The organism is Enterobacter sp. BIGb0383, assembly GCF_003751845.1.
GTDB lineage: Bacteria > Pseudomonadota > Gammaproteobacteria > Enterobacterales > Enterobacteriaceae > BIGb0383.
On sequence record NZ_RJKQ01000005.1, the window covers coordinates 324912 to 348134 of the forward strand.

The 23223-nt window shown below is 56.6% G+C and carries 23 protein-coding genes and 2 tRNA genes; 8 read left to right on the plus strand and 17 right to left on the minus strand.

The window, feature by feature from the left end; genetic code table 11:
• Positions 1 to 18: 18 nt before the first annotated feature.
• The 3 genes from crl to gpt form a co-directional block, all read right to left on the minus strand.
• On the minus strand, positions 19 to 420 hold the full coding sequence (gene crl, locus EDF81_RS21510) for a sigma factor-binding protein Crl (protein WP_123350201.1): 402 nt from the start codon (positions 418 to 420) through the stop codon (positions 19 to 21).
• A gap of 57 nt (positions 421 to 477) precedes the next feature.
• Entirely contained in the window at positions 478 to 1722 is a 1245-nt protein-coding gene (gene frsA, locus EDF81_RS21515; RefSeq protein ID WP_123350202.1) for an esterase FrsA, read from the minus strand.
• A gap of 214 nt (positions 1723 to 1936) precedes the next feature.
• Positions 1937 to 2395 (minus strand): xanthine phosphoribosyltransferase, encoded by a 459-nt coding sequence (gene gpt, locus EDF81_RS21520; protein WP_123350203.1) that lies wholly within the window; start codon positions 2393 to 2395, stop codon positions 1937 to 1939.
• A gap of 259 nt (positions 2396 to 2654) precedes the next feature.
• Here gpt and pepD point away from each other — a divergent pair, with 259 nt between their 5' ends.
• Positions 2655 to 4112 carry a cytosol nonspecific dipeptidase gene (pepD, locus tag EDF81_RS21530; protein ID WP_123350205.1) on the plus strand — a complete coding sequence of 486 codons (1458 nt, stop codon included), beginning with the start codon at positions 2655 to 2657 and terminating at the stop codon, positions 4110 to 4112.
• Between the two features lie 45 nt (positions 4113 to 4157).
• Here the strand turns inward: pepD and EDF81_RS21535 are convergent, their stop codons facing one another.
• Both EDF81_RS21535 and dinB read right to left on the minus strand, forming a co-directional pair.
• Positions 4158 to 4568, minus strand: a complete 411-nt coding sequence (locus tag EDF81_RS21535; RefSeq protein WP_123350206.1) for an ASCH domain-containing protein — start codon at positions 4566 to 4568, stop codon at positions 4158 to 4160.
• 57 nt (positions 4569 to 4625) lie between these two features.
• A complete protein-coding gene (gene dinB / locus EDF81_RS21540; RefSeq protein ID WP_123350207.1) occupies positions 4626 to 5681 on the minus strand; it encodes a DNA polymerase IV in 1056 nt (351 codons plus the stop codon).
• A gap of 273 nt (positions 5682 to 5954) precedes the next feature.
• On the opposite strand from dinB, the gene dpaA reads away from it, so the two are divergent.
• Entirely contained in the window at positions 5955 to 6692 is a 738-nt protein-coding gene (gene dpaA / locus EDF81_RS21545; protein WP_123350208.1) for a peptidoglycan meso-diaminopimelic acid protein amidase, read from the plus strand.
• On the opposite strand, the gene EDF81_RS21550 is transcribed toward dpaA, so the two are convergent.
• Together EDF81_RS21550 and lpcA are read right to left on the minus strand one after the other, a co-directional pair.
• On the minus strand, positions 6663 to 7430 hold the full coding sequence (locus EDF81_RS21550) for a class II glutamine amidotransferase (RefSeq protein WP_123350209.1): 768 nt from the start codon (positions 7428 to 7430) through the stop codon (positions 6663 to 6665). The two genes, dpaA and EDF81_RS21550, sit on opposite strands and share 30 nt — an antisense overlap.
• A gap of 47 nt (positions 7431 to 7477) precedes the next feature.
• On the minus strand, positions 7478 to 8059 hold the full coding sequence (lpcA, locus tag EDF81_RS21555) for a D-sedoheptulose 7-phosphate isomerase (protein ID WP_123350210.1): 582 nt from the start codon (positions 8057 to 8059) through the stop codon (positions 7478 to 7480).
• Positions 8060 to 8298: 239 nt separating this feature from the next.
• On the opposite strand from lpcA, the gene fadE reads away from it, so the two are divergent.
• The gene (gene fadE / locus EDF81_RS21560) at positions 8299 to 10743 is read left to right on the plus strand and encodes an acyl-CoA dehydrogenase FadE (protein WP_123350211.1); all 2445 of its coding nucleotides are present in this window, start codon (positions 8299 to 8301) and stop codon (positions 10741 to 10743) included.
• A gap of 93 nt (positions 10744 to 10836) precedes the next feature.
• Positions 10837 to 11607 (plus strand): amidohydrolase, encoded by a 771-nt coding sequence (locus EDF81_RS21565; protein ID WP_123350212.1) that lies wholly within the window; start codon positions 10837 to 10839, stop codon positions 11605 to 11607.
• A gap of 29 nt (positions 11608 to 11636) precedes the next feature.
• Here EDF81_RS21565 and EDF81_RS21570 read toward each other — a convergent pair whose 3' ends face one another.
• The 6 genes from EDF81_RS21570 to dnaQ form a co-directional block, all read right to left on the minus strand.
• A complete protein-coding gene (locus EDF81_RS21570; protein ID WP_123350213.1) occupies positions 11637 to 12026 on the minus strand; it encodes a hypothetical protein in 390 nt (129 codons plus the stop codon).
• A complete protein-coding gene (locus EDF81_RS21575) occupies positions 12023 to 13318 on the minus strand; it encodes a phosphatase PAP2/dual specificity phosphatase family protein (RefSeq protein ID WP_123350214.1) in 1296 nt (431 codons plus the stop codon). Before EDF81_RS21575 ends, EDF81_RS21570 begins: the two co-directional genes overlap by 4 nt.
• Positions 13308 to 15074 carry a bifunctional alpha/beta hydrolase/class I SAM-dependent methyltransferase gene (locus EDF81_RS21580; RefSeq protein ID WP_123350215.1) on the minus strand — a complete coding sequence of 589 codons (1767 nt, stop codon included), beginning with the start codon at positions 15072 to 15074 and terminating at the stop codon, positions 13308 to 13310. Before EDF81_RS21580 ends, EDF81_RS21575 begins: the two co-directional genes overlap by 11 nt.
• Positions 15075 to 15095: 21 nt before the next feature.
• The gene (locus EDF81_RS21585) at positions 15096 to 15698 is read right to left on the minus strand and encodes a CDP-alcohol phosphatidyltransferase family protein (protein ID WP_123350216.1); all 603 of its coding nucleotides are present in this window, start codon (positions 15696 to 15698) and stop codon (positions 15096 to 15098) included.
• A 138-nt stretch (positions 15699 to 15836) separates the two neighbouring features.
• Positions 15837 to 15913, minus strand: a tRNA-Asp gene (locus EDF81_RS21590).
• Positions 15914 to 16042: 129 nt separating this feature from the next.
• Positions 16043 to 16774 (minus strand): DNA polymerase III subunit epsilon, encoded by a 732-nt coding sequence (gene dnaQ / locus EDF81_RS21595; RefSeq protein WP_221180836.1) that lies wholly within the window; start codon positions 16772 to 16774, stop codon positions 16043 to 16045.
• Between dnaQ and rnhA the strand changes: the two genes are divergently transcribed.
• Positions 16728 to 17291: a ribonuclease HI gene (gene rnhA, locus EDF81_RS21600; protein ID WP_184999551.1), complete on the plus strand. Its 564-nt coding sequence runs from the start codon at positions 16728 to 16730 to the stop codon at positions 17289 to 17291. The genes dnaQ and rnhA overlap by 47 nt on opposite strands.
• A 15-nt stretch (positions 17292 to 17306) precedes the next feature.
• On the opposite strand, the gene EDF81_RS21605 is transcribed toward rnhA, so the two are convergent.
• Positions 17307 to 18032: a class I SAM-dependent methyltransferase gene (locus EDF81_RS21605; RefSeq protein WP_123350219.1), complete on the minus strand. Its 726-nt coding sequence runs from the start codon at positions 18030 to 18032 to the stop codon at positions 17307 to 17309.
• Between the two features lie 28 nt (positions 18033 to 18060).
• On the opposite strand from EDF81_RS21605, the gene gloB reads away from it, so the two are divergent.
• The gene (gene gloB, locus EDF81_RS21610) at positions 18061 to 18816 is read left to right on the plus strand and encodes a hydroxyacylglutathione hydrolase (protein ID WP_123350220.1); all 756 of its coding nucleotides are present in this window, start codon (positions 18061 to 18063) and stop codon (positions 18814 to 18816) included.
• Positions 18817 to 18891: 75 nt separating this feature from the next.
• Entirely contained in the window at positions 18892 to 20256 is a 1365-nt protein-coding gene (gene mltD / locus EDF81_RS21615) for a murein transglycosylase D (RefSeq protein ID WP_123350221.1), read from the plus strand.
• Positions 20257 to 20313: 57 nt separating this feature from the next.
• Here the strand turns inward: mltD and EDF81_RS21620 are convergent, their stop codons facing one another.
• Together EDF81_RS21620 and EDF81_RS21625 are read right to left on the minus strand one after the other, a co-directional pair.
• Positions 20314 to 21084 (minus strand): class I SAM-dependent methyltransferase, encoded by a 771-nt coding sequence (locus EDF81_RS21620; protein WP_123350222.1) that lies wholly within the window; start codon positions 21082 to 21084, stop codon positions 20314 to 20316.
• A gap of 79 nt (positions 21085 to 21163) precedes the next feature.
• A complete protein-coding gene (locus tag EDF81_RS21625; RefSeq protein ID WP_123350223.1) occupies positions 21164 to 21961 on the minus strand; it encodes an endonuclease/exonuclease/phosphatase family protein in 798 nt (265 codons plus the stop codon).
• A 213-nt stretch (positions 21962 to 22174) separates the two neighbouring features.
• On the opposite strand from EDF81_RS21625, the gene yafC reads away from it, so the two are divergent.
• On the plus strand, positions 22175 to 23068 hold the full coding sequence (gene yafC, locus EDF81_RS21630; protein WP_123350224.1) for a DNA-binding transcriptional regulator YafC: 894 nt from the start codon (positions 22175 to 22177) through the stop codon (positions 23066 to 23068).
• A gap of 61 nt (positions 23069 to 23129) precedes the next feature.
• Here yafC and EDF81_RS21635 read toward each other — a convergent pair.
• Positions 23130 to 23206 (minus strand) — tRNA-Asp (locus tag EDF81_RS21635).
• Positions 23207 to 23223: the final 17 nt, after the last annotated feature.

Below are 23223 nucleotides of genomic sequence, written 5' to 3' on the forward strand. Positions count from 1 at the left end.
TTTGGGCTTTTTGATTCATCAGGCAGAGAGCTTCACCGGCTCATCGGCAAAGTCATCCGCCGGCTCCAGGGCCAGGGAGAGGGAGGCCAGCAGCTCACGGGCGCGCTCATGGAAGCCTTTCAGGGTCTCCTCCAGGCGCGCTTTCACTTCAGGATCTTTGATTTTGACGCTTTCCCACTTGCCGGATTTATCGAACAGGCCGAAGTGGTAACTGTAGGTAAAGCGTGTTTCTTCCGCGTTCATTTCCATCCACCAGCCCCAGAACTCGCGCTCTTCCGGTGCCGGTTTTACGTTGACGCATACGGCCAGACAGTCAAAAAAGAAACGCGTCTCATCGCACTGCTCTTCCCGGATATAGGGGCCCAGCGCGGTGAACTTTTTAATCAGTCTGGGTCTCGGGTGTCCACTCGGTAACGTCATTGCGATCTCCTGTTGTGAGTCATTTGTTTTACCAAAACAGAGAAATTTAGCAATTACTTAACGCAATCTCTGCTGGATCCAGCCGGTTATTTCCTGCAGCGCTTTGTCAAAGTTGCGATAAACGGGGTTGAACGGGATCGGCAGCAGTTTGCCATCGGAAGATGACGAGACGATTAAACGCGACTCCTCTTCCGGACTAAAGGGATCGTCCGTCCAGAACCCCGACAGCATCGGCGTCGGGCAGCGGCGGCCCAGCAGCCCCTGGGTCTTGAGCGAATAGCGGTTCAGCTCCACACGCAGAGCCTCATCGGAGGCATCCACCATACCGAGGCGACTGGCCAGCACGTCAAGGTACATATCCGGCACCCGGCCCTGACGCAGGGGATCGTTCAGCAGGCAATGCACCACCGGCCCCAGGCAGGCGACCGCTTTCAGGCGCGGAGATTCAAGATACGCCAGCCGCACCGCCACGTTAGCCCCGAAGCGAAAGCCGAAGGCGGCCACGCGGGTGTGATCGACCCAGGGAATATTCGGCAGCGCTTTCAGCACGTGCTGGTGCAGGAAGCTGGAGTCCTGCGTCAGTTTCCATTTTGAAGAGAAGCCGATAGAGGGCATATCCAGAGTCAGCATCGCTATCCCTGCCGGAGCGAAGTATTGCTCATACAGGCTGTAGTAATCGCTTTGCAGGCCATCCAGCCCGCCACACATCAGCACCGTCGGGAAAGGACCGTCGCCTTTCGGCATATGCAGGAAGCCGGTGACCGACGCGCCGCCGGGAATGGTGAATTCCAGCTCGCGCATTTCGACCGGCAGACGCTGGGCCGCCTCTTCATAGGCACGATTCGCCAGCACCTGCGCCTGCTCGGCCAGCTCATCGCCTTTCAGATGGGGGTAGGCGGCAATGCTGTAGAGGTTTGCCGCATGCAGCCAGTGACGGCCGCTGAGGGTTGAGTCTTCTTCCTGACAGGCTTTTTGCTGCCACTGCATAGCCTGGTTTGACCACTCGAATACCCAGTTGCCGCTGCGGTAGCCTTTAACGGTGTCATACAGGGCCGGGTCGGTACGCTCGGCGTTGCTCATCACGATCCGGGACTGTACATCGAGAATTTCACGCGGATCGACCCCGCGCCATGACCACAGCAGGCGGTTAATCATGCGGTACCAGTGAGGCGCATTTTTCCCGTCCAGCGGAGACTGCACGTCAGGCTGATGGTAATGACGCTGCCGACGCACCAGAGTCGAGGTTTCCGGCTGGTTGTATCGGGGTTTAAACAGGGTTTCGCTAAGATTGGCCTTGGTCATCGTACAACCTCCATAAGTACGTCAATGGGGGTATTGTAACCTGATGACAGGTAAAAAAAACGCCCGGCAAAAGCGGGCGTTTAAAATATTATCCCCAAAATAATTCAAGCTGCATCAAGGCGGCAAGGGAGCGAGTCCCCGGGAGCTTACACCAGTAAGTGACTGGGGTGAGCGATCGCAGCCAACGCAGAGGCAGCTTGAAGTATGAAGGGGATTAGCGGCCGGACAAGGGCGGCACAAAGACCACGCCCATATCCCACGGCTGTTCGATCCACGTATCCTGCGGGATATCGATCACGTAGTCATCCACCAGCGGCTGACCCGCAGGCTTGGCGAAGATGGTGACGAAATGCGCTTTCGGATACATTTCGCGGATCGCCACGGCGGTACCGCCGGTATCGACCAGATCGTCAATAACAATGAAGCCTTCACCGTCGCCTTCGGCGCGTTTGATCACGGTCAGCTCGCGCTGGTTGTCATGGTCATAGCTGGAGATACATACGGTATCAACGTGACGGATGCCCAGTTCACGCGCCAGCAGTGCGCCCGGTACCAGACCGCCACGGCTCACGGCAATAATGCCTTTCCACTGCTCGGCAGGCATCAGGCGGGCAGCCAGTTTGCGTGCGTGAATCTGCAACATGTCCCAGGTGACGACGTATTTTTCGCTCATGTGATGTGTCCCAGCCTGTTTTTATACGGCTTAAAAAGTGTTCGAGGGGGGAATAGGTTGCGCGAGATTATAGAGATCTGCAGCGCTAAAAACCAGTGCAAACCAGCATCAGGCAGAGTTTTTACGTGCTTTAGGCTACCCGCAGGCGAGGAAAATGGTATTCTCGAAAGTCTCTCGCAAGCCTGGCTTGTGCTGACTGTCTATTTGCTAACCCGCTGACCTGCACGTGCGTTTGCAGGATGCCGTAAGGAGACCTATCGTGTCTGAGTTGTCTCAATTATCCCCGCAGCCGCTGTGGGATATTTTTGCCAAAATTTGCTCCATCCCTCACCCTTCCTACCATGAAGAACAACTCGCCGAATACATCATGGGCTGGGCGAAGGAGAAAGGTTTTCACGCTGAGCGCGACGCGGTCGGCAATATCCTGATCCGTAAACCGGCAACCAAAGGTATGGAAAACCGCAAGCCGGTCGTGATGCAGGCGCACCTCGATATGGTGCCGCAGAAAAATAACGACACCGTTCACGACTTCACCAAAGATCCGATCCTGCCCTACGTTGATGGCGAGTGGGTGAAAGCCCGTGGCACCACGCTTGGCGCAGATAACGGTATCGGTATGGCCTCTGCCCTGGCGGTGCTGGCCGATGACCGCGTTGAGCACGGTCCGCTGGAAGTGCTGCTGACCATGACGGAAGAAGCCGGTATGGACGGCGCATTCGGTCTGCAGGCTAACTGGCTGCAGGCGGATATTCTGATCAACACCGACTCTGAAGAAGAGGGTGAGATCTATATGGGCTGCGCCGGTGGGATCGACTTTATCACCACCCTGCCCCTGTCCCGCGAAGCCGTTCCGGCAGGTTTCAGCACCTTTAAGCTGACCCTGAAGGGACTGAAAGGCGGCCACTCCGGCGCCGATATTCACCTCGGCCTCGGCAACGCCAACAAGCTGCTGGCACGCTTCCTGGCCGGTCATGCGGCAGAGCTGGATCTGCGCCTGGTTGATTTTAACGGCGGCACCCTGCGCAACGCCATCCCGCGTGAAGCCTTCGCTACCGTTGCGGTTCCGGCGGACAAAGCCGCCGCGCTGCAGACGCTGGCGAGCGAGTTTCAGGCAATCCTGAAAAACGAGCTGGAAGCGAAAGAGAAAAACCTCGTGGTGCTGCTGGAAACCGCAGCCGGTGACCGTCCGGCGCTGACCGCACAGTCCCGTGATGCCTTCGTTAAGCTGCTGAACGCCACGCCGAACGGCGTGATCCGCAACTCTGACGTGGCAAAAGGCGTGGTGGAAACCTCTCTGAACGTCGGCGTGGTGACCTTCTCCGACGACAGCGCAGAAATTATCTGCCTGATCCGCTCCCTGATCGACAGCGGTAAAGATTACGTGGTTAGCACCCTGGAATCCCTGGGCAGCCTGGCGGGCGCGAAAACCCAGCCAAAAGGCGGCTACCCTGGCTGGCAGCCTGACGCCAGCTCCCCGGTTATGGCGCTGGTGCGTGAAACCTATCAGCGTCTGTTCGACAAAACGCCGAACATCCAGATTATCCACGCAGGTCTGGAATGCGGTCTGTTTAAAAAACCGTATCCGGAGATGGATATGGTGTCGATTGGGCCGACCATCACCGGTCCGCACTCCCCGGACGAGCAGGTACATATCGAAAGCGTGGGCCAGTACTGGACCCTGCTGACGGCGCTGCTGAAAGCGATTCCGGCGAAGTAATCACGACCTTACCATCCGCGCCGCCCGGCGCGGATGGTTTTCCTCTCAGAAGCGCTCGATCAGCGCAAATTCCTCGAAGACCAGCTCCATCTCCGCCGACCAGGTTCCCTCCCGACTGAAGAAACGCTGATGCTCCTTCTGCCAGTGCGCCAGAGAGAGATCCCCCTCGCCCTCTTTGCGGGCCAGAGATTCCGTCACCTCATTAAAACGCAGGAGCCGGGTCACCAGGGTACGGATGGCGCACACCGGCTTGCCGCGACCGTCGAGAATAATGCTGATCGCCCCGACAACCGGCAGCGCATTTTCCTGAATACAGGCCTGCATGGCGCTGCAGGTCGCCGTTTTTTTGCCGGAGAGCACCAGCGCGGCCAGTTCGTCGGCAAGCTTAGGGGAATCGCCAAAGGACCAGGCGGTAGCGGTAGGATATTTAGCAAGTAGCTGCGCGGCTGTCGGCATAAGAGGTCCTTGAATTACAGTCAGATGGAACAAACTGTAGCAGGAAGTTGCCGGGTTCTACAGCCCCAGCACCAGCTGGCGCTCCAGCTGCGGATCGAGGAGAGTGACGTGCAGCCCCACCAGCCGGACGCCACGTCCGCCCCGCCGTTCATCCCAGGATTTGCGGGCGGTGGCGAGCATGTCATCTTTATTTAACCGCGGCCAGACATGCTCCTGGGTGGTGAGCTGGAAGTCGTTAAACTTCAGCTTTACGCCCTGGCGGGCAATCAGCAGGTCCGGCTTAACCTGCGCCAGCCGACGCTCCAGCTCGGGATAGAGGCGCTCGATAATCGCCGCACACTCATCCCACTGATGAATATCCTCCGCAAGGGTACGCTCCACGCCGATAGATTTACGCAGCCGCTCGTTGTTGATACTGCGCTCGTCGATCCCCTGACTGCGTTCCCACAGCACGCGGCCGAACTTACCGAAGCGTTTCAGGAGCTGTGCCAGGTCGCTGTTCTGCACATCTTCGCAGGTGCGCAGCCCCATAGTTTCGAGCTTAGCCGCCGAGACTTTGCCGACGCCGGGTATTTTGCCCAGCGGCAGCGTTTTCAGAAACGCAGGAACCTGAGCCGGGGTGATCACATACTGGCCGTTGGGCTTATTCAGATCGGAGGCTATTTTCGCCAGAAATTTGACCGGGGCAATACCTGCCGACGCCGTCAGCTGCAGCTCGTCAAAAATGGTCTGGCGGATCTCCTGGGCTATCAGGGTCGCTGAACCCTGACAGCGGGTGCAGTCGGTCACGTCGAGGAAGGCCTCATCCAGCGATAGCGGCTCAATCAGCGAGGTATAGCGGGAGAAGATTTCACGGATATGGACGGAGGCCTCTTTATAGGCTTCGTAACGGCCAGGCAGGAGGGTCAGGTGCGGACAGAGCTTCAGCGCCATTCCCGTGGGCATGGCGCTGCGCACGCCGTATTTGCGGGCGGGATAGTTGGCGGTGCTGATCACCCCACGCTGTACCCGGCTGCCGCCGATGGCAATGGGAATATCGCGCAGGGCCGGGTTATCGCGCATTTCTACCGCCGCGAAGAAGCAATCCATATCGACATGTATGATTTTGCGCATCGTTGACCTCGCCCAGTTACTGGATAAGTATACAGCATTACTGGCTCGATTGAGAAGTCGATTTCTTATACACCTGGCGCATTCCGGAACGTATCGAAGCAGGTCATGAGAAGAATAATGATAATAGATGTATGAAAGCGTAAATCCGCGCAGGCCGCGCTTGCGAAAAATTACCGTGATGCTAATGTGAGCGCACTTAATACAGAATTGTCTGAATTCCGGTTCCCGCTGCCGCTCAGGCCGTCATCACCGCTCTATCAAGGAACATGTTGTATGCGCAAAATCGCATTCTTTATTGCGATGCTTTTGATTCCGTGTGTGTCGTTTGCCGGTCTGACAGGCAGTAACAGTTCCCCCACGCCGATTAGCAAAGAATATAAACAGCAGCTGATGGGCTCGCCGGTGTTTATTCAGATCTTTAAACAAGAGCGCATCCTTGAGCTGTACGTCAAAATGGGTGAGCAGTATCAGCTCCTCGACAGCTATAAAATCTGCAACTTTTCCGGTGGCCTGGGCCCCAAGCGTAAACAGGGTGATTTCAAAAGCCCGGAAGGGTTTTACTCGGTCCAGCGCAATCAGCTCAAGCCCGACAGCCGCTTTTATAAAGCGATCAATATCGGCTTCCCTAACGCGTTCGACCGCGCCCACGGCTATCAGGGAAATTACTTGATGATTCACGGTGCCTGCGTCTCGGTTGGCTGCTATGCCATGACCGACAGCGGTATTGATGAGATCTTCCAGTTTGTCACCGCCGCGCTGGTGTTTGGCCAGCCGAACGTGCAGGTCAGCATCTATCCGTTTCGCATGACCGATGACAATATGCAGCGCCACAAGTATTCAAACTATATCGACTTCTGGAAGCAACTGAAGCCGGGCTACGACTACTTCGTCGCCACGCGCCAGCCGCCGGTCGTCTCCGTGGCGGATGGCAATTACGTGGTCAATAAACCGCTGAGCAACGCCATCCAGCCGCAGCTGGCCTCAAACTACCGGCTCCCCGAGACAAAATAGCATCCACTCGCCTGGCATAATCTGATGCCAAGTTTCATTGCCCGTCAGCGGCTGAGTGGCGATAACCGTAACCACATCGTTTAGTGTGGTTTCGGCGCTAAAGTCGATCTCCACATCCTGATCCAGCAGCTTCGCTTTGCCAAAAGGCGCTCGACGGGTGATCCAGTACAGATTGGTCGAGCAGAAGGCCATGACGTAACGACCGTCAGAGAGCAGCATATTAAAGACGCCCTTCTCGCGTAATTCCCCGGCCAGCGACGCAATGTATTTAAACACCGCCGCCATATTGCCCGGCGTGCGCGGGTAGCGCTGGGTCAGCTTATGCAGGAGCCAGCAGAAGGCTTTCTCGCTGTCGGTTTCCCCTACCGGACGGAAATTCCCCGTCTCCAGCGTTTTATAGCCGGTAAGCTGCCCGTTATGGGCGTAGGTCCAGTTGCGGCCCCACAGCTCGCGGGTAAAGGGATGGGTGTTTTCCAGCGCCACCTGACCCCGGTTAGCCTGGCGGATATGGGCAATCACCGAGCAGGATTTGATCGGGTATTCCTGCACCAGGCGGGCAATCGGCGAGTTAAAGCTCGGCTGCGGATCCTTAAAAGTACGACAGCCTTTGCCCTCGTAAAAGGTGATACCCCAGCCATCTTTATGCGGCCCGGTGCCGCCGCCGCGCTGAACCAGCCCGGCAAAACTAAAGCAGATATCGGTTGGCACATTGGCGCTCATCCCGAGCAATTCGCACATACTTCGCCCCCACCGTATACAGCGGGGGCCAGCGCCCCCGCGATGACTTATGCTTTAACCATCTCTTTTTCGATAAGCTGGATCAGGATATGGATCACTTTAATGTGGATCTCCTGAATACGGTCAGCATAGCCGAAATGCGGAACGCGAATTTCAACGTCCGCGCTGCCGTCCATTTTGCCACCATCTTTGCCGGTCAGGGTAATGACTTTCATCCCCTTCGCACGCGCAGCTTCAATGGCCTTAATCACGTTGGCAGAGTTGCCGGAAGTGGAGATGCCCAGCAGCACGTCGCCTTCGCGGCCCACGCCTTCAACATAGCGGGAGAAGACATGATCGTAGCCGAAATCGTTACTGACGCATGAGATATGGCTGACGTCGGAAATCGCAATCGCCGGGTAGGCAGGACGGTTATCACGGTAACGACCGGTCAGCTCTTCAGCAAAGTGCATGGCGTCGCAGTGGGAACCGCCGTTGCCGCAGGAGAGCACTTTGCCCCCGGCTTTAAAGCTGTCCGCCAGCAGAACGGCTGCGCGCTGAATAGCGTGAATATTGGCATCATCTTTCAGAAAATTAGCCAGCGTTTCCGCCGCTTCGTTCAGTTCGTTACGAATGAGATCCTGGTACATGAGGAGATCCTTCAGTATGGATGAAAATAACAGAGGGCAGTTTACCGGATAGCGGGAACAGCGAGAAGATAAAGCCACAGATATCCGCCGGACTTTTGATTTTGCGTGCCCCGTTAAACGGCAACAATGTGAACCAGGTTGTAATTATCTTGTAAACAGATTGCTAAAGGAATTCACATCCACTACAACCTAATCATCACAAGTGGTCAGACCTCCTACAAGAAAGGGAGTTATTCTCTATGATGATTTTGAGTATTGTCGCAACGCTTATCCTGATCGGCGTCCTGTTTTATCATCGCGTCAGCCTGGTTCTCAGCAGCCTGGCACTGCTGGCCTGGACTGCGGCGCTGGGTTTTGCGGGCCTGTGGACACTCTGGGTGCTGCTGCCGCTGGCCATCATGCTGGTGCCCTTTAACCTGCCGCCGATGCGCAAGGCGATGATCTCCGCTCCGGCATTCCGCAGCTTCCGTAAGGTGATGCCGCCGATGTCGCGCACCGAAAAAGAGGCTATCGATGCCGGGACGACCTGGTGGGAAGGCGACCTGTTCCAGGGTAACCCGGACTGGAAAAAGCTGCATAACTATCCGCAGCCGCAGCTGACGGCGGAAGAGCAGGCCTTTATTGACGGCCCGGTGGAAGAAGCCTGCCGGATGGCGAACGACTACCAGATCACCCACGAACTGGCCGACCTGCCGCCGGAACTGTGGGCCTTCCTGAAAGAGCATCGCTTCTTTGCGATGATCATCAAGAAAGAGTACGGCGGTCTGGAATTCTCCGCCTATGCCCAGTCGCGGGTTCTGCAAAAACTCTCCGGCGTTTCCGGGATCCTGTCGATCACCGTTGGGGTACCGAACTCCCTCGGCCCGGGCGAACTGCTGCAGCACTACGGCACCGACGAGCAGAAGAATCACTACCTGCCGCGCCTGGCGCGTGGCCTGGAGATCCCCTGCTTTGCGCTGACCAGCCCGGAAGCGGGATCTGACGCAGGCGCCATCCCGGATGTCGGCGTGGTCTGTATGGGTGAATGGCAGGGCCAGCAGGTGCTGGGTATGCGCCTGACCTGGAACAAACGCTATATTACGCTTGCCCCTATCGCTACCGTGCTGGGCCTGGCGTTTAAGCTTTCCGACCCGGACCATCTGCTGAGCGAAGACGAAGAGCCGGGCATCACCTGTGCGCTGATCCCAACCTCGACGCCGGGCGTGGAAATTGGCCGTCGCCACTTCCCGCTGAACGTGCCGTTCCAGAACGGTCCGACCCGCGGCGACGATATCTTTGTCCCGATTGATTACATTATTGGCGGCCCGAAAATGGCCGGTCAGGGCTGGCGTATGCTGGTGGAATGTCTGTCGGTCGGACGCGGCATCACCCTGCCGTCCAACGCGACGGGTGGCCTGAAATCCGTGGCGATGGCCACCGGTGCCTACGCCCATATTCGTCGCCAGTTCAAAATTTCCATCGGCAAGATGGAGGGCATTGAAGAGCCGCTGGCGCGGATTGCCGGTAACGCCTACGTCATGGACGCGGCCGCATCCCTGATTACCTACGGCATTATGCTCGGTGAAAAACCGGCGGTGCTGTCGGCGATTGTGAAATACCACTGCACCCATCGCGGCCAGCGCGCCATTATTGACGCGATGGATATTACCGGTGGGAAAGGCATTATGCTCGGCGAAAGCAACTTCCTCGCCCGTGCATACCAGGGCTCACCGATTGCCATTACCGTTGAGGGTGCCAATATCCTGACCCGCAGCATGATGATCTTCGGCCAGGGGGCGATCCGCTGCCATCCGTACGTGCTGGAAGAGATGGCCGCCGCGCAGAATAACGATGTGGATGCCTTCGACAAACTGCTGTTCAAACATATCGGACACGTGGGCAGCAATAAAGTACGCAGCCTGTGGCTGGGCCTGACTCGCGGCCTGACGAGCGCCACGCCGACCAGCGATGCGACGCGCCGCTACTATCAGCACATTAACCGCCTGAGCGCCAACCTGGCGCTGCTGTCGGACGTGTCGATGGCCGTGCTGGGCGGCAGCCTCAAGCGCCGGGAACGTATCTCTGCGCGCCTCGGCGACGTGCTGAGCCAGATGTACCTGGCCTCCGCGGTCCTGAAACGCTACGACGACGAAGGCCGTCAGGAAGCGGATCTGCCTCTGGTCCACTGGGGCGTGCAGGATGCGCTGTATCAGGCGGAACAGGCGATGGACGATCTGCTGAAGAACTTCCCGAATCGCGTTGTTGCCGGTTTGCTGAGCGTGGTGATCTTCCCGACCGGACGTCACTACCACGCGCCGTCCGATAAGCTGGACCACAAGGTGGCGAAGATCCTGCAAACGCCTTGCGCGACGCGTTCACGTATTGGCCGCGGCCAGTATCTGACGCCGAGCGAGTTTAACCCGGCAGGGCTGATGGAGCAGGCGCTGCTGGACGTGATGGCCGCCGATCCTATCCACCAGCGTATCTGTAAAGAGCTGGGTAAAAACCTCTCCTTCACCCGACTGGATGAGCTGGCCCAGCAGGCGCTGGCCCAGGGCATTATCACCCCGGATGAGGCTGAAATTCTGGTGACCGCTGAAACCAGCCGTCTGCGCAGTATCAACGTCGATGACTTTGAGCCTGAAGCGCTGGCGACCCAGCCGGTAAAGGTGCCGGAGAAAGTCCGCAAGCCTGAAGCGGCATAACATCACTCCTCCTGGCCCCGCATTCTGCGGGGCTTTTTTATTGCTCCCGACATGCTAGAGTGTGAAAACGCAGTATTTAAGGGAGTCGCTATTGTGCCTGGCTTAAAAATCACCCTGTTACAACAACCGCTGGTCTGGATGGATGGGCCGGCGAATCTTCGTCATTTCGATCGCCAGCTGGAAGAGATAACCGGACGCGACATTATCGTTCTGCCGGAAATGTTCACCACCGGTTTTGCCATGGAAGCGGCGGTGCAGTCCCTGCCGCAGGAAGAGGTCGTGGCCTGGATGCAGGCTAAAGCGCAGGAGACCGGCGCGCTGATTGCCGGTAGCGCAGCGCTGCAAAGCGAACGCGGTCCGGTAAACCGTTTTCTGCTGGTCGAGCCGGAAGGCAAAGTCCACTTCTACGACAAGCGGCATCTGTTCCGGATGGCCGACGAGCACCATCACTACGAAGCGGGCGATACGCGCGTGGTCTTTGAGTGGCGCGGCTGGCGCATTCTGCCGCTGGTCTGCTACGACCTGCGTTTCCCGGTCTGGTCACGCAACCGCGACGATTACGATCTGGCCCTGTATGTCGCCAACTGGCCAGCCCCACGCTCCCTGCACTGGCAGTCCCTGCTGGTGGCTCGCGCTATTGAGAACCTGGCCTACGTCGCCGGATGCAACCGCGTTGGCACCGACGGCAACGGACACCACTATCGCGGCGACAGCCGGATTATCAGCCCTCAGGGCGAGATCCTCGCCACCGCCGAGCCGCATCTGGCGACGCGCATTGATGCCGATCTGTCGATGAGCGCGCTACGCGAATACCGGGAGAAATTTCCCGCGCAGCAGGATGCCGATCCCTTTACGCTGGGGTGAGTTCGGGTGGGCTGGCGGCGTAGGCAGGATTACCAGAGCGCAATGAATAAGGCTGCAAAGGACAGCAGCCACAGCAGCAGCAAACAGCCACCCGCGCGGAAAAACAGCGTGCGGGTGCCCTGCCAGCGTGATTCCCAGGATCGGGGCACCGTGTTTTTCCCGGGCCATATCCGCCGTAGCCCACGATCGAACAGGTCAGGATCGTCGCTGTTTATCAACAGGGCAAAGAGGCGTTCATCCAGCCACAGACGCCAGCAAAAATAGTGCATCGCCAGGAACACCAGGGCTATCGCCGGGCTGAAGAGGCTTAACGGCAGCCACAGCATCAGCCCGAACGCGGGCAGGCTCAGGGCAGCAAAATAGCGCCATGCGGCGCAGTGTGCCTGCATAACCCGGTGAGTCATTTCCGTCTCGTTCACGAGATCTCCTCCAGGAGCGCGATATGCGCGGCGGAGAGAACGATTTCCGGGCGGCGAGCGCGCAGGGTTTCGACCGCCTGAGCGGCCGTTAATCCCCGCGCTGTCATCAGCCAGGCAGCCACCACCAGCGCGCTGCGGGATAGCCCCAGCGCACAGTGCACCAGCACGGAGCCATACTGGAGATGCAGATGCCGGAGTGTCTCCACCGCCTCCTGTAACTGCTGACGATCGGGCACGGTGAGATCCAGCAGCGGATAACAGACACAGGGTCGCCCCTTCACGGCCGGACTGGCGTTAAATTCCGCCGTCAGGTCCAGCACCGATGCCTGCGTCACGATACTGACGGGCCAGTAGCCGATAGCAACACCCTCGCTGATTTCGCTGACCGGGGATAAACGACGACAGAAATAGCGACGAGAAAGGTGAGCGCCCACTATCACCGGCAAAAGGAGTATCCATGCAGAGAGCGAGATCTGTCCTTTGCTGTCTTTTTGCCAGACCGCTTCTCTTAGCCCAAGGTAGCCGCAGGCGACGATAATCATCGCCAGCGCGGGCCAGAACAGCAGGTAGCCCTGCGGCAGAAAGAGACCGGCGACAAAAAAGAGCAGCCCGCCCAGGCCATAGCGCTTCGCCAGCCCGTAGTTTGAGGGCCGAAGCCCCCTTCCCCGACCTTGCCAGCTTATGGGCAACAGATAGCTGATGATCACGCCGACAATCAGTCCGCTGAAGACGTCAATGACGTGGTGCTGCCAGGTGGTCAGCACCGACAGGCCGATCAGTAAAAACCAGGCGCTCGAGACTTTACGCCAGCCTGCCGACAGGTGCGCCCGAAAACGCAACCACAGCAGCCAGGCCAGAATAATATGCAGCGACGGCGCCTGGTTATAGGGCAGATCGAACTGCTCCAGCTGGCGAAACAGCAGTCCGGCCACCCCGCCGGTTTCAGGGCGCTGGAAGGTAAACTGCAGCGGGAAAAGCAGAAAGCCGACGCAGGCCACCAGCGATGCCGCCACCAGCCGCAGCGCATGACGATCAAGCTCCCGGCGCGAGGTGCAGACAAGCAGGGAAATACCGTACAGAAGATCGATACTCCAGTACGGAATAATGGTCCAGGGAACAAAGGGGATCCGATGTTCCCAGGCGAAAACCACGCTCTGAACATCCGCCCGCGTGGCCGTGAAGTGGTTTACCTGCCCGTAGCTGATAAAAAACAGCGGAGCCAGCAATAGCAGCCAGAGCACGGCCCGCTTCCAGAGGCCGGGCGCACCGGGAATAAACACATTAGTGGTCATTCACACGTCTCACCGCCAGAGACACGGTAAAGATACCGTACTCATCGATAAGCTGAGTCTGCTTCTCAAAACCGGCCTCTTCGACCAGCGCATCCATTTCTCCCTGAGTGCGCACCCGCATCACCCAGGGCGCATTATTCTGATGACTCGTCAGACTCCAGGCGATGGTCTTCAGCTGCGGATGCCACGGCTGCCCGGTGTAGACCAGGATGCCGCCGGGAGGAATGGCCGCAGCCAGCCCGGCAAGTGAAGCTTTAATATCCCTGTTACCGGGGAACAATTCATAAAGACCGGAAACAATGCCCAGCGTTGGGGCCGGATTGAGCGAGGCCAGCGAGTCATAATCAAAGGCGTTGCCCTGCTCAAAGCGGGCAAGCTGCTGCAGACCACGCTCTTCAATACGCTGCTGCCCCTGGCTGACATTAAGCTCGCTGTAATCACGCAGCAGGATCTGTTCGATATCCGCCACGCCCTCCAGCGCATCCAGCACGTAGCGACCATGACCGGCGGCGATATCCACCACGCGAACCGGCATCTGCTGCGCACGCAGTTGCGCGACGGCATCGAGGATGGTTTTCTGCAGGTTTGTTTTGCGAACGCGGATGCCTTTCCAGCCAATGCTATCCAGATAGACTTTATCGAAGAAGCGCCCAATGCGGCCTTCGCCCTGCGGTTCATTGCGATAGACATAGTCCAGCGTACTGCCGGAATCAAAACCGGTCTCAAAGCCCAGACGGACGCCCGCGGATTTTTGACCCAGCGTCGCCATTCCGTAGCGCAGCAGACGATAGGTTATGCCTTCAGGAGAGTTGCGCGGTGGCGGCGCCAGCAGCTCGCGATACGCATCCGCTCCGGGGCTAAAGCGATCTTCTTCGGCATAATCAAAATGCTGCACGGGTTGCGCATAGAGCCTGTCGATAAATGCCCGCATCTTGTCGAAAGCCAGATGCCTGTCTTTTTCTCCCAGGGTGTCGTGATAGAAACCGGGGAGAATATGCTGCTCTTTTATCGGACTGCGTAAACCACGATAGAACTGTTTTTGCGGCTTATGATGGACAACAAAGTCGCTCCCGGAGATCAGCAGCTGTGTCGGAACGGTAATCGCCTGCGCGTCGGCGACAATACGCTCTGCGGTACGATAGAGATCCAGCAGGATATTGACGGCAATCGGCCGGGTAATAAGTGTATCCTGCTCAAAGCTGGCAATACGCTCAGGATCGTGAGTCAGGTATTTCCCTTTCACGTAGGAGTTAACGTAAAACAGACCGCGCAGCCGCTTCATCAGCGCCAGGCCCGGACGGGCAAAGGGCACGTACAGCTTCACTTTAAAGGCCGGGGAAGCCAGGATCATACCGCGAATTTTCGGGGCGTAATCATGAACCCAGGTGGAGACCAGCACGGCACCGACGCTCTGGGCAATCACCATAATATCGCCGATCTGCACGCCGGCATCGCGGGCGACAAACTGAATAAACTCATCCACATCCTGAACGGAACGCGCCAGGCTCGGGCTGTAGCCGCGATCCCCCGGTGAACGCCCGTGGCCACGCGCATCCCAGGCATAAAAAGCGGTATCCGGCAGGTGCAGTTCATCCACAACATGCTGCATACGCCCGGAGTGCTCATGCCCGCGGTGAAACATCACAATCACCCGCGGTGCTGCGGTTTCTGTCGCTGTCCAGCGACGAAAGAACAGTTCGGTTCCATCGCTGGCGGTAAATATAGCCTCATCACATGGTCGGTTTTGCGCGATCATCTCTCTCTCCCTGATAGTGAATTAGTTTTTTTGCGTGCCAATGGCGGCACGGCAGCGGTTAATACAGGTCCAGACTGACAGCACAGCCGCCAGCCAGAATATGGCGTTGCCGTAGCCCAGTGCGCCATCCCATAGCGCAATGGCCAGTCCCAGAGCACCAAACAGCAGCGCACGATCGCTTTTCCCCAGCGGCCCTTTGTAGTCCCGCTGCCCGTTAAGAGTCTGGGCGATAATACCGCAAAACTCGGTCAGCCAGGCCAGCAGCACCGTACCGACGACCAGCCCGACGGAAACGCCCGGCAGCATGGCAAATGCGAGATAGAGGGCGGCATCGGAAACCAGATCGCCCACCTCATTGAGTATCGCACCCAGGGATGTTTTTTGATTGAATTCGCGTGCCAGCATCCCGTCGATAGCATTCAGCGCCATCCGCAGGAACAGGAAGAAAGGCAGGATCAGAAAGAGTTCAGGATGCGGGAACCAGGCAAGCGCTGCGCCACAGGCAATAGATAGCAGCATCGCCGTGCAGGTGACCTGATTAGCAGTAATGCCCCACGACCACAGGCGTTTGACCAGCGGCCTGAGCAGATCCTGAAAGCGTGGCTTTATGTCATAGAGCGTCATTATTCATCCTTAAGTATTCTCCCGAGGCATCCACAGCAGAAAACGTTATATACCGGATGAACAAAACAGACAAATAAAGCGTGAAGGGGGGGAAACGACGAAGGCCTGAATCATTGCTGATTCAGGCCTTCTGAATAGTGGCGGAACGGACGGGACTCGAACCCGCGACCCCCTGCGTGACAGGCAGGTATTCTAACCGACTGAACTACCGCTCCACTGTCCCCCTGAGGGAACGAGGCGAATATTACGGTTCACCTCGATTTTCGTCAACGCTTTTTCTTTCACTTTGAATCGTTTGCTGGAAAAACAACCCGAATGGTCGTTTTCATGCCGCTTGCGTGCCGTCAGGCCCGCCAGAGGCAGCTTCCGCCCTTCTTTTGCACCAGGTCGAGGCGCGTTTCATGGGCGACCAGTTCGTCATCACTGGCTAATACCACCCGTAACTTACTGGCCTGGCGAACAATCCGCTGGATCTCAGCCTCGCCCTGCTGCTGCTGGCCCTCTCCTTCCATTGAAAACTTCATCGATGTCTGACCGCCGGTCATCAGCAGGAAGACATCCGCCAGAATTTGGGAGTCGAGCAGTGCCCCGTGCAGCGTTCGCTTAGAGTTGTCTATTTCATAGCGTGAGCACAGTGCGTCAAGGCTGTTGCGCTTGCCCGGGAACATTCGCCGCGCCATCGCCAGGCTGTCGGTTACTTTACAGAAGGTATCCGTTTTCGGGATCCCGCGGTTAAGCTTGCCGAACTCATAGTCCATAAAGCCGATATCGAACGACGCGTTATGGATGACCAGTTCAGCACCGCGAATGTAGTCCATAAACTCGTCGGCGACGTCGGCGAAGGTTGGCTTATCCAGCAGGAACTCATCGGCGATACCGTGAACGCCAAAGGCTTCCGGATCCACCAGCCGGTCGGGCTTCAGGTAGACGTGGAAGTTATTCCCGGTCAGACGGCGGTTGATCACTTCAACGGCACCGATTTCAATGATCTTGTGCCCTTCATAGTGGGCACCGATCTGATTCATACCGGTGGTTTCAGTATCGAGGACGATCTGTCGTGTAATTGCAGTGCTCATAGCGGTCATTTGTGTCAGACTTGTCGTTTTTAACACAGGAAGTCTACCAGAGATGCGCAAACAGGTAGAGATTTTCACCGACGGATCTTGCCTCGGTAATCCGGGGCCAGGCGGTTATGGTGCCATTCTACGCTATCAACAGCATGAGAAAAGCTTTAGCGGCGGCTATCGACTCACCACCAATAATCGTATGGAGCTGATGGCAGCCATTGTCTCGCTGGAGGCACTGAAAGAGCCGTGCGATATCGTGATCAGTACCGACAGCCAGTATGTGCGTCAGGGGATCACCCAGTGGATCCACAACTGGAAAAAACGCGGCTGGAAAACGGCGGACAAAAAACCGGTGAAGAATGTTGATCTGTGGCAGCGGCTGGATAGCGCGCTGAGCCACCATCAGATTCGCTGGGAATGGGTCAAAGGCCATGCCGGGCACCCTGAGAACGAACGCTGTGATGAACTGGCGCGTGCCGCAGCGGGCAATCCAACCCAGGATGACGTCGGCTATAAGCCCGAGTAGTCGGCCCTTTCTTTATTACTCATCCTGACGATGGCGATACTGCCGCGTGGCCCCGACGGCAGATCGCAGCGGAGTTTTGGTCTTCCGCTGCTTCATTGGGTTGAGGGTGAGCGGGATGGTCCGCTTACGGGCAACAATCACCTGCAGGCAGCCCAGCGCAGGAAGATGCGTACTGAGCATTTTGCCGCCCTGCTTTGTCCAGGGCAGCACATGAAAACGCCCGTAGTGCAGAACCTCAAAGTTCAGCAGCGATAGCCAGTCCATCTGACGCATAAGGGTAAACATACGGCTACTGGCGGGCGGCCTGTTGCGTAGCAGAGGCATCAGTTTGCGGATCCCCAGCAGGCTTATCGGGTTAAAACCGCTGATAACCAGCCAGCCATCGTCGATCAGTACCCGATCCGCTTCCCGTAGCAGGCGATGAGGATCGGAACACCAGGGCAGCGTATGGGCGAGAAGGCAGGCATCCACCGATTTTTCCGCAAAAGGCAGCTGCAGCGGGTCGGCCTGAACCTGTACAGGGCTTCCCTGCTGTGACACATTCACCTGATGTGAGATTGCGCAGGCTTCGGAATTGATTTCCGCGCTGAGGTTGCCAATTTTAAGCAGGTGAAAGCCGTACATTTTGGCAAACCAGGGTTTGAGTTGCTGCTCCAGCGCTTCGCGATAATACTCCCCTCTGGGGATCCCGGCCCAGCCTTCAGGCGCCGCGACAATCTCAGATTTCCTTGCTGGTTTCATCACAACCGTCCGCTTTGAGAGGTAATTTATGAATCTTAACAGTATTCCCGCATTTCAGGATAACTACATCTGGGTGCTGAACGATGATGACGGACGCTGCCTGATTGTCGATCCCGGCGAAGCGGCCCCGGTACTGAAAGCTATTGCTGAAAATGGCTGGCAGCCGCAGGCCATTCTGCTTACCCATCATCACAATGACCATGTTGGCGGCGTCAGTACGTTACGTGAACACTTCCCCGAACTACGGGTGTACGGACCGGAAGAAACCCGCGATAAAGGCATCACCCACTGCGTAAAAGACGGTGAAAATGTCAGCGAACTGGGCCTGACGCTTAGCATATTCAGCACGCCGGGACACACTTTAGGACATATCTGTTTCTTCAGTTTTCCTTATCTTTTCTGCGGGGACACGATGTTCGCCGGCGGCTGTGGACGTCTGTTTGAAGGAACGGCAACGCAGATGTATCAATCCTTCCAGAAGATAAATGCACTTCCGGAGGATACGCTGATTTGTTGCGCGCACGAGTATACATTAGCAAATATGAAGTTTTCTCATAGCCTTCTGCCGCACGATCCGCACATTAGTGATTTTTATCGAAAAGTTAATGAGTTACGCGCAAAAAACCAAATGACACTCCCTACAAATCTGAAAACTGAGCGGGAAATAAATATATTCTTACGCACGGATGATGCTGATTTAATTAAAGAAATTAGCAAAGAAACAAATTTGCAACAACCTGAAGAGCGTTTTGCCTGGTTACGGGCAAAGAAAGACAACTTCTGACAATTCTTACTTGTCATCGCCAGACTTCGCCGTTATCATTGCTCGTCTTTTAAGCAACTAAAATTTGACACACACATGAAGGCAAAAGCGATATTATTCGCCTCTGTCCTGCTGGTGGGTTGCCAGGCATCAAATGATGGCAACGTTAAGCAGCACGCACAGAGCCTTTCTGCAGCTGGTCAAGGGGAAGCTGGAAAGTTTATAAGTCAGGCGCGCTGGATGGACGATGGAACATCCCTCGCGCAGGAACAGGACTTATGGGCTTTCATAGGTGGCGAGCTAAAGATGGGAATTCCGGAAAATACCCGGATTCGCGAACAGAAACAGAAGTATTTGAGTAATAAGAGCTATCTCCACGATGTAACTTTACGGGCAGAGCCGTATATGTACTGGATAGCAGGGCAAGTTAAAAAACGTAACATGCCCATGGAACTGGTACTACTACCCATAGTGGAGAGCGCTTTTAACCCGCACGCAACGTCTGGTGCCAATGCCGCAGGCATCTGGCAAATCATACCGAGCACAGGGCGAAATTATGGTTTGAAACAGACCCGCAGCTACGATGCGCGTCGTGATGTTGTTGCCTCTACAACGGCAGCACTCGACATGATGCAGCGTCTGAACCGTATGTTTGACGGCGACTGGTTATTAACGGTCGCAGCCTATAACAGCGGCGAAGGGCGGGTAATGAAGGCAATGAAAGCCAATAAGGCGCGGGGTAAACCCACGGACTTCTGGTCGCTTTCACTGCCGCAGGAAACGAAGATCTACGTGCCTAAACTGCTGGCGTTGAGTGATATTCTCAAAAACAGCAAACGCTACGGTGTCAGTCTGCCAACCACAGACGAAAGCCGTGCACTGGCGCGTGTTCGACTGAACAACCCGGTAGAGATAGCGCAGCTGGCCGATATGGCGGGTATGCCTGTCAATAAGCTGAAGACCTTTAACGCAGGCGTTAAGGGTTCTACGCTGGGTGCCAGCGGCCCGCAGTATGTAATGGTCCCGCAGAAACATGCGGACCAGCTGCGTGAATCGCTGGCCTCGGGTGAAATTGCTGCCGTGCAGCCGACGCTGGTTGCGGATAACACCCCGCTTCCGAGTCGTAGCTACAAGGTACGTTCAGGCGATACGCTTTCAGGCATCGCATCGCGCCTCGGCGTGACGGCGAAAGATCTGCAGCAGTGGAATAATCTGCGCGGCTCTGGCCTGAAGATCGGACAAAATCTGACCGTAGGTGCAGGCACCAGTGCGCAGCGTCTGGCGAATAACAGCGATAGCATTACCTATCGCGTGCGCAAAGGCGACTCGCTGTCGAGTATCGCGAAACGTCACGGCGTGAACATCAAAGATGTGATGCGCTGGAACAACGATACTGACAAGCTGCAGCCTGGCGACCGGCTGACGCTGTTTGTCAATAACAGCACGACGCCCGATTCCTGACAGTTTTCAACTCTGCATAAAAAAAGGCACCGACTTCCCCCGGTGCCTTTTTCTTTTTTATCCTGCCTTGCGCGCTTCCAGCATCAGATTATCGCTGGTGAATGAGCCATCCTCCTGCAGCTCAAAATACACTTTCACCTCCTGCGAAGCGCTTTGCTGATACAGCCGAATCGCATCACACAGCACATCAGGCGTTCGCATTCTTGCCACCCAGGAGCTGAACTCCAGCACCAGACGATCGGTGTGCAGGCTGGTCGTTATCAATCCTGCGTCATTGACCATCGACAGCCACTCACCGCTGGAGTAGTTGCGGACATGTGAGGTATCGCGCAGGGCTTCAACGGTCTGCAGCCAGATATCCCGCACTGGATGACCCGGAGAGAGGATATCCATTAAAATCAGTACGCCGCCGGGTTTCAGAACACGCGTCACTTCACGCAGCGCCTGCCCGACATCGTGCCAGTGGTGTGCGGAATAGCGCGTGATGACCACATCAAAAGTCGCGTCGGCAAACGGGAGTTTTTCCGCATAGCCCTGACGAGTAATGATATTGTTGAGTTCTTTCTCTCTTGCAGCACCGGCAACCACCTCCAGCATCTGGCTGGATAAGTCATACGCGGTGACCTGACTCACCTGCGCGGCGGCAACAAAGCTGGCATGTCCGGCACCGCACCCCATATCGAGCACGCTGGCATGGGGAAAGTGGGACAGTCGTTCACTCAGCCGCTGTAAATCTCGCCCTGAGGCGTGCACCGCGCTGGTTAAATAGGCCTCGGCCTGTGAGCCAAACTGTTTTTCCACATTGTCGTGATGGGAGCCTGCTGTCATGGTGATGTCCTTTGGTTGGTTGAAATAAAGGGCAGCACCCACGTCAGGCCTGCCCAACGGCAGACCTGACGTATCTTGTTCAGACAGGTTTGCCGGGACTGAATTCGACGAGTAGCGGGTTGTGATCGGAGGCGCGAGTGACCAGAACGGAGGCTTCATGCACGTTTAGACCACGATAGAACACGAAATCCAGCGGACGGCCAAAGGCACGACGACGCTGGTCATCGGTAAAGCGGACTTCCCGCAGCGACATCTCCCGGGCGAAGCGATAAAGCGCATTCATCCGCGGACGGCTCCAGGCATTAAAATCGCCGGCCATAATCACCGGGCCGCTGTGGCGGGCAATTTGATCGCCAATAGGCAGGAGTTGTTTGCTGTAGACATCCACCCCAAGGCTGAAGTTAACCGCGTGAATATTGACGACCATTAACAGGGTGGTATCCGGCAGCGGATAGACGGTCACCAGGGCTGATTTCGCCAGACGCAGGATCGGCTCACGCTCGCGCAGCGGACAACAGTAGACCGGATGGGCGGCAGCCAGGGTCATCACTCCCGAGGGATGCTGCGGCAAAACAAAGGCCGGAACCTGATCGGCAGCAAGATAGTGGGTGGTCGCATACCTGACCAGCTCGGGCGTGGTCTGCGCCTCCTGCAGCAGGACCAGATGGGCATCCTTACCAAAATCCTTCAGTACCGATAACCACTCCGCACGCTGCTGTTTAAAAATATTCCACACCAGCACCCGAATTCGCTCTTCGCTACTGATAGGCACACCGGCGGGCAATGCCTGGCCGATGCCCGCAAACGACCCTGGCGGCAAAATTCGCTCCGCAGGCTGTCCGGCAACATAGCGCATGGCATAGGTATTTTTTCGCACTTCGGTTCAAGACCTCAATAACCAGGTTCTTCTGTTATAGGGATTTTAGCACGCAGTTTCAACGCTATTTGCCAGATACCTTTCGGGCTTTTTGTAAGCGGGTGCTTACTTTCCAGCGTGCCAGGTCGTCAGGATCGGGATGACAGGCCTGCATCGGGATGATTAAATAACGAAATAGAAAAGTAGCGGGAAAATATTGCGTCAGGTGCAACAATGAAAACAACGTCTGAAGAAATGGCGATCTTCGTTGCCGTAGTGGAAAGCGGCAGCTTCAGCCGGGCTGCTGAGCAGCTTGGACAGGCAAACTCTGCGGTAAGCCGTTCGGTGAAAAAACTGGAGATGAAGCTGGATGTCAGTCTCCTGAATCGTACCACCCGGCAGCTTAGCCTGACGGAAGAAGGTGAACGCTATTTCCGACGTGCCCAGGGGATCCTGCAGGAAATGGCCGCAGCAGAAAATGAGATTCTGGAAGCCCGTAGCGTGCCTCGTGGACTTCTGCGTATCGATGCGGCGACGCCGGTGGTGCTCCACTACCTGATGCCGCTGATCAAACCGTTCCGCGAGCGCTACCCGGAAATGACCCTGTCGCTGGTGTCTTCCGAGACCTTTATCAATCTTATCGAGCGTAAAGTAGATGTCGCCATTCGCGTCGGCACGCTGACCGACTCCAGCCTGCGCGCACGACCGCTGTTTACCAGCTATCGCCGCGTGATTGCCTCACCGACGTATCTTGAGCAGCACGGTACGCCAGAGACGGTAGAAGCGCTTCTCGAACATACCTGTATCGGCTTTACGGAACCTATGACGTTAAATAGCTGGCCGGTGACCTGCTGTGATGGTCAGCTACTTGAAGTTACGCCCGACCTTTCGTCCAATAGCGGCGAAACCATTAAGCAGCTATGCCTGAGTGGAAACGGCATTGCCTGTCTGTCCGACTATATGATTGATAAGGAAATTGCCCGGGGAGAGCTGGTAGAAGTGCTGGCGGATCAGCGTCTGCCTGTTGCGATGCAGTTCAGCGCCGTTTATTACAGCGACCGAGCCGTCAGTACGCGCATCCGCGCCTTTATCGATTTTCTGAGCGAGAATATACCGCAGTCTGTCTAAGAAGTTGTCAGACAGCAGAAAAAGAAAAAGCCCTGAGCAAATGCTCAGGGCTCTTAATAAGTGGCGGAACGGACGGGACTCGAACCCGCGACCCCCTGCGTGACAGGCAGGTATTCTAACCGACTGAACTACCGCTCCACCGAATTTTTTTACTG

Bases quoted from the DNA above. Each gene is read 5' to 3' on its own strand.
- EDF81_RS21550 (WP_123350209.1), bottom strand. From the start codon at position 7,430: ATGTGCGAATTGCTCGGGATGAGCGCCAATGTGCCAACCGATATCTGC.
- gpt (WP_123350203.1), bottom strand. From the start codon at position 2,395: ATGAGCGAAAAATACGTCGTCACCTGGGACATGTTGCAGATTCACGCA.
- frsA (WP_123350202.1), bottom strand. From the start codon at position 1,722: ATGACCAAGGCCAATCTTAGCGAAACCCTGTTTAAACCCCGATACAAC.
- EDF81_RS21535 (WP_123350206.1), bottom strand. From the start codon at position 4,568: ATGCCGACAGCCGCGCAGCTACTTGCTAAATATCCTACCGCTACCGCC.
- dnaQ (WP_221180836.1), bottom strand. From the start codon at position 16,774: ATGAGCACTGCAATTACACGACAGATCGTCCTCGATACTGAAACCACC.
- EDF81_RS21620 (WP_123350222.1), bottom strand. From the start codon at position 21,084: ATGACAGCAGGCTCCCATCACGACAATGTGGAAAAACAGTTTGGCTCA.
- crl (WP_123350201.1), bottom strand. From the start codon at position 420: ATGACGTTACCGAGTGGACACCCGAGACCCAGACTGATTAAAAAGTTC.
- mltD (WP_123350221.1), top strand. From the start codon at position 18,892: ATGAAGGCAAAAGCGATATTATTCGCCTCTGTCCTGCTGGTGGGTTGC.
- yafC (WP_123350224.1), top strand. From the start codon at position 22,175: ATGAAAACAACGTCTGAAGAAATGGCGATCTTCGTTGCCGTAGTGGAA.
- EDF81_RS21575 (WP_123350214.1), bottom strand. From the start codon at position 13,318: ATGACCACTAATGTGTTTATTCCCGGTGCGCCCGGCCTCTGGAAGCGG.
- EDF81_RS21585 (WP_123350216.1), bottom strand. From the start codon at position 15,698: ATGACGCTCTATGACATAAAGCCACGCTTTCAGGATCTGCTCAGGCCG.
- dpaA (WP_123350208.1), top strand. From the start codon at position 5,955: ATGCGCAAAATCGCATTCTTTATTGCGATGCTTTTGATTCCGTGTGTG.
- gloB (WP_123350220.1), top strand. From the start codon at position 18,061: ATGAATCTTAACAGTATTCCCGCATTTCAGGATAACTACATCTGGGTG.
- EDF81_RS21605 (WP_123350219.1), bottom strand. From the start codon at position 18,032: ATGAAACCAGCAAGGAAATCTGAGATTGTCGCGGCGCCTGAAGGCTGG.
- lpcA (WP_123350210.1), bottom strand. From the start codon at position 8,059: ATGTACCAGGATCTCATTCGTAACGAACTGAACGAAGCGGCGGAAACG.
- dinB (WP_123350207.1), bottom strand. From the start codon at position 5,681: ATGCGCAAAATCATACATGTCGATATGGATTGCTTCTTCGCGGCGGTA.
- fadE (WP_123350211.1), top strand. From the start codon at position 8,299: ATGATGATTTTGAGTATTGTCGCAACGCTTATCCTGATCGGCGTCCTG.
- EDF81_RS21580 (WP_123350215.1), bottom strand. From the start codon at position 15,074: ATGATCGCGCAAAACCGACCATGTGATGAGGCTATATTTACCGCCAGC.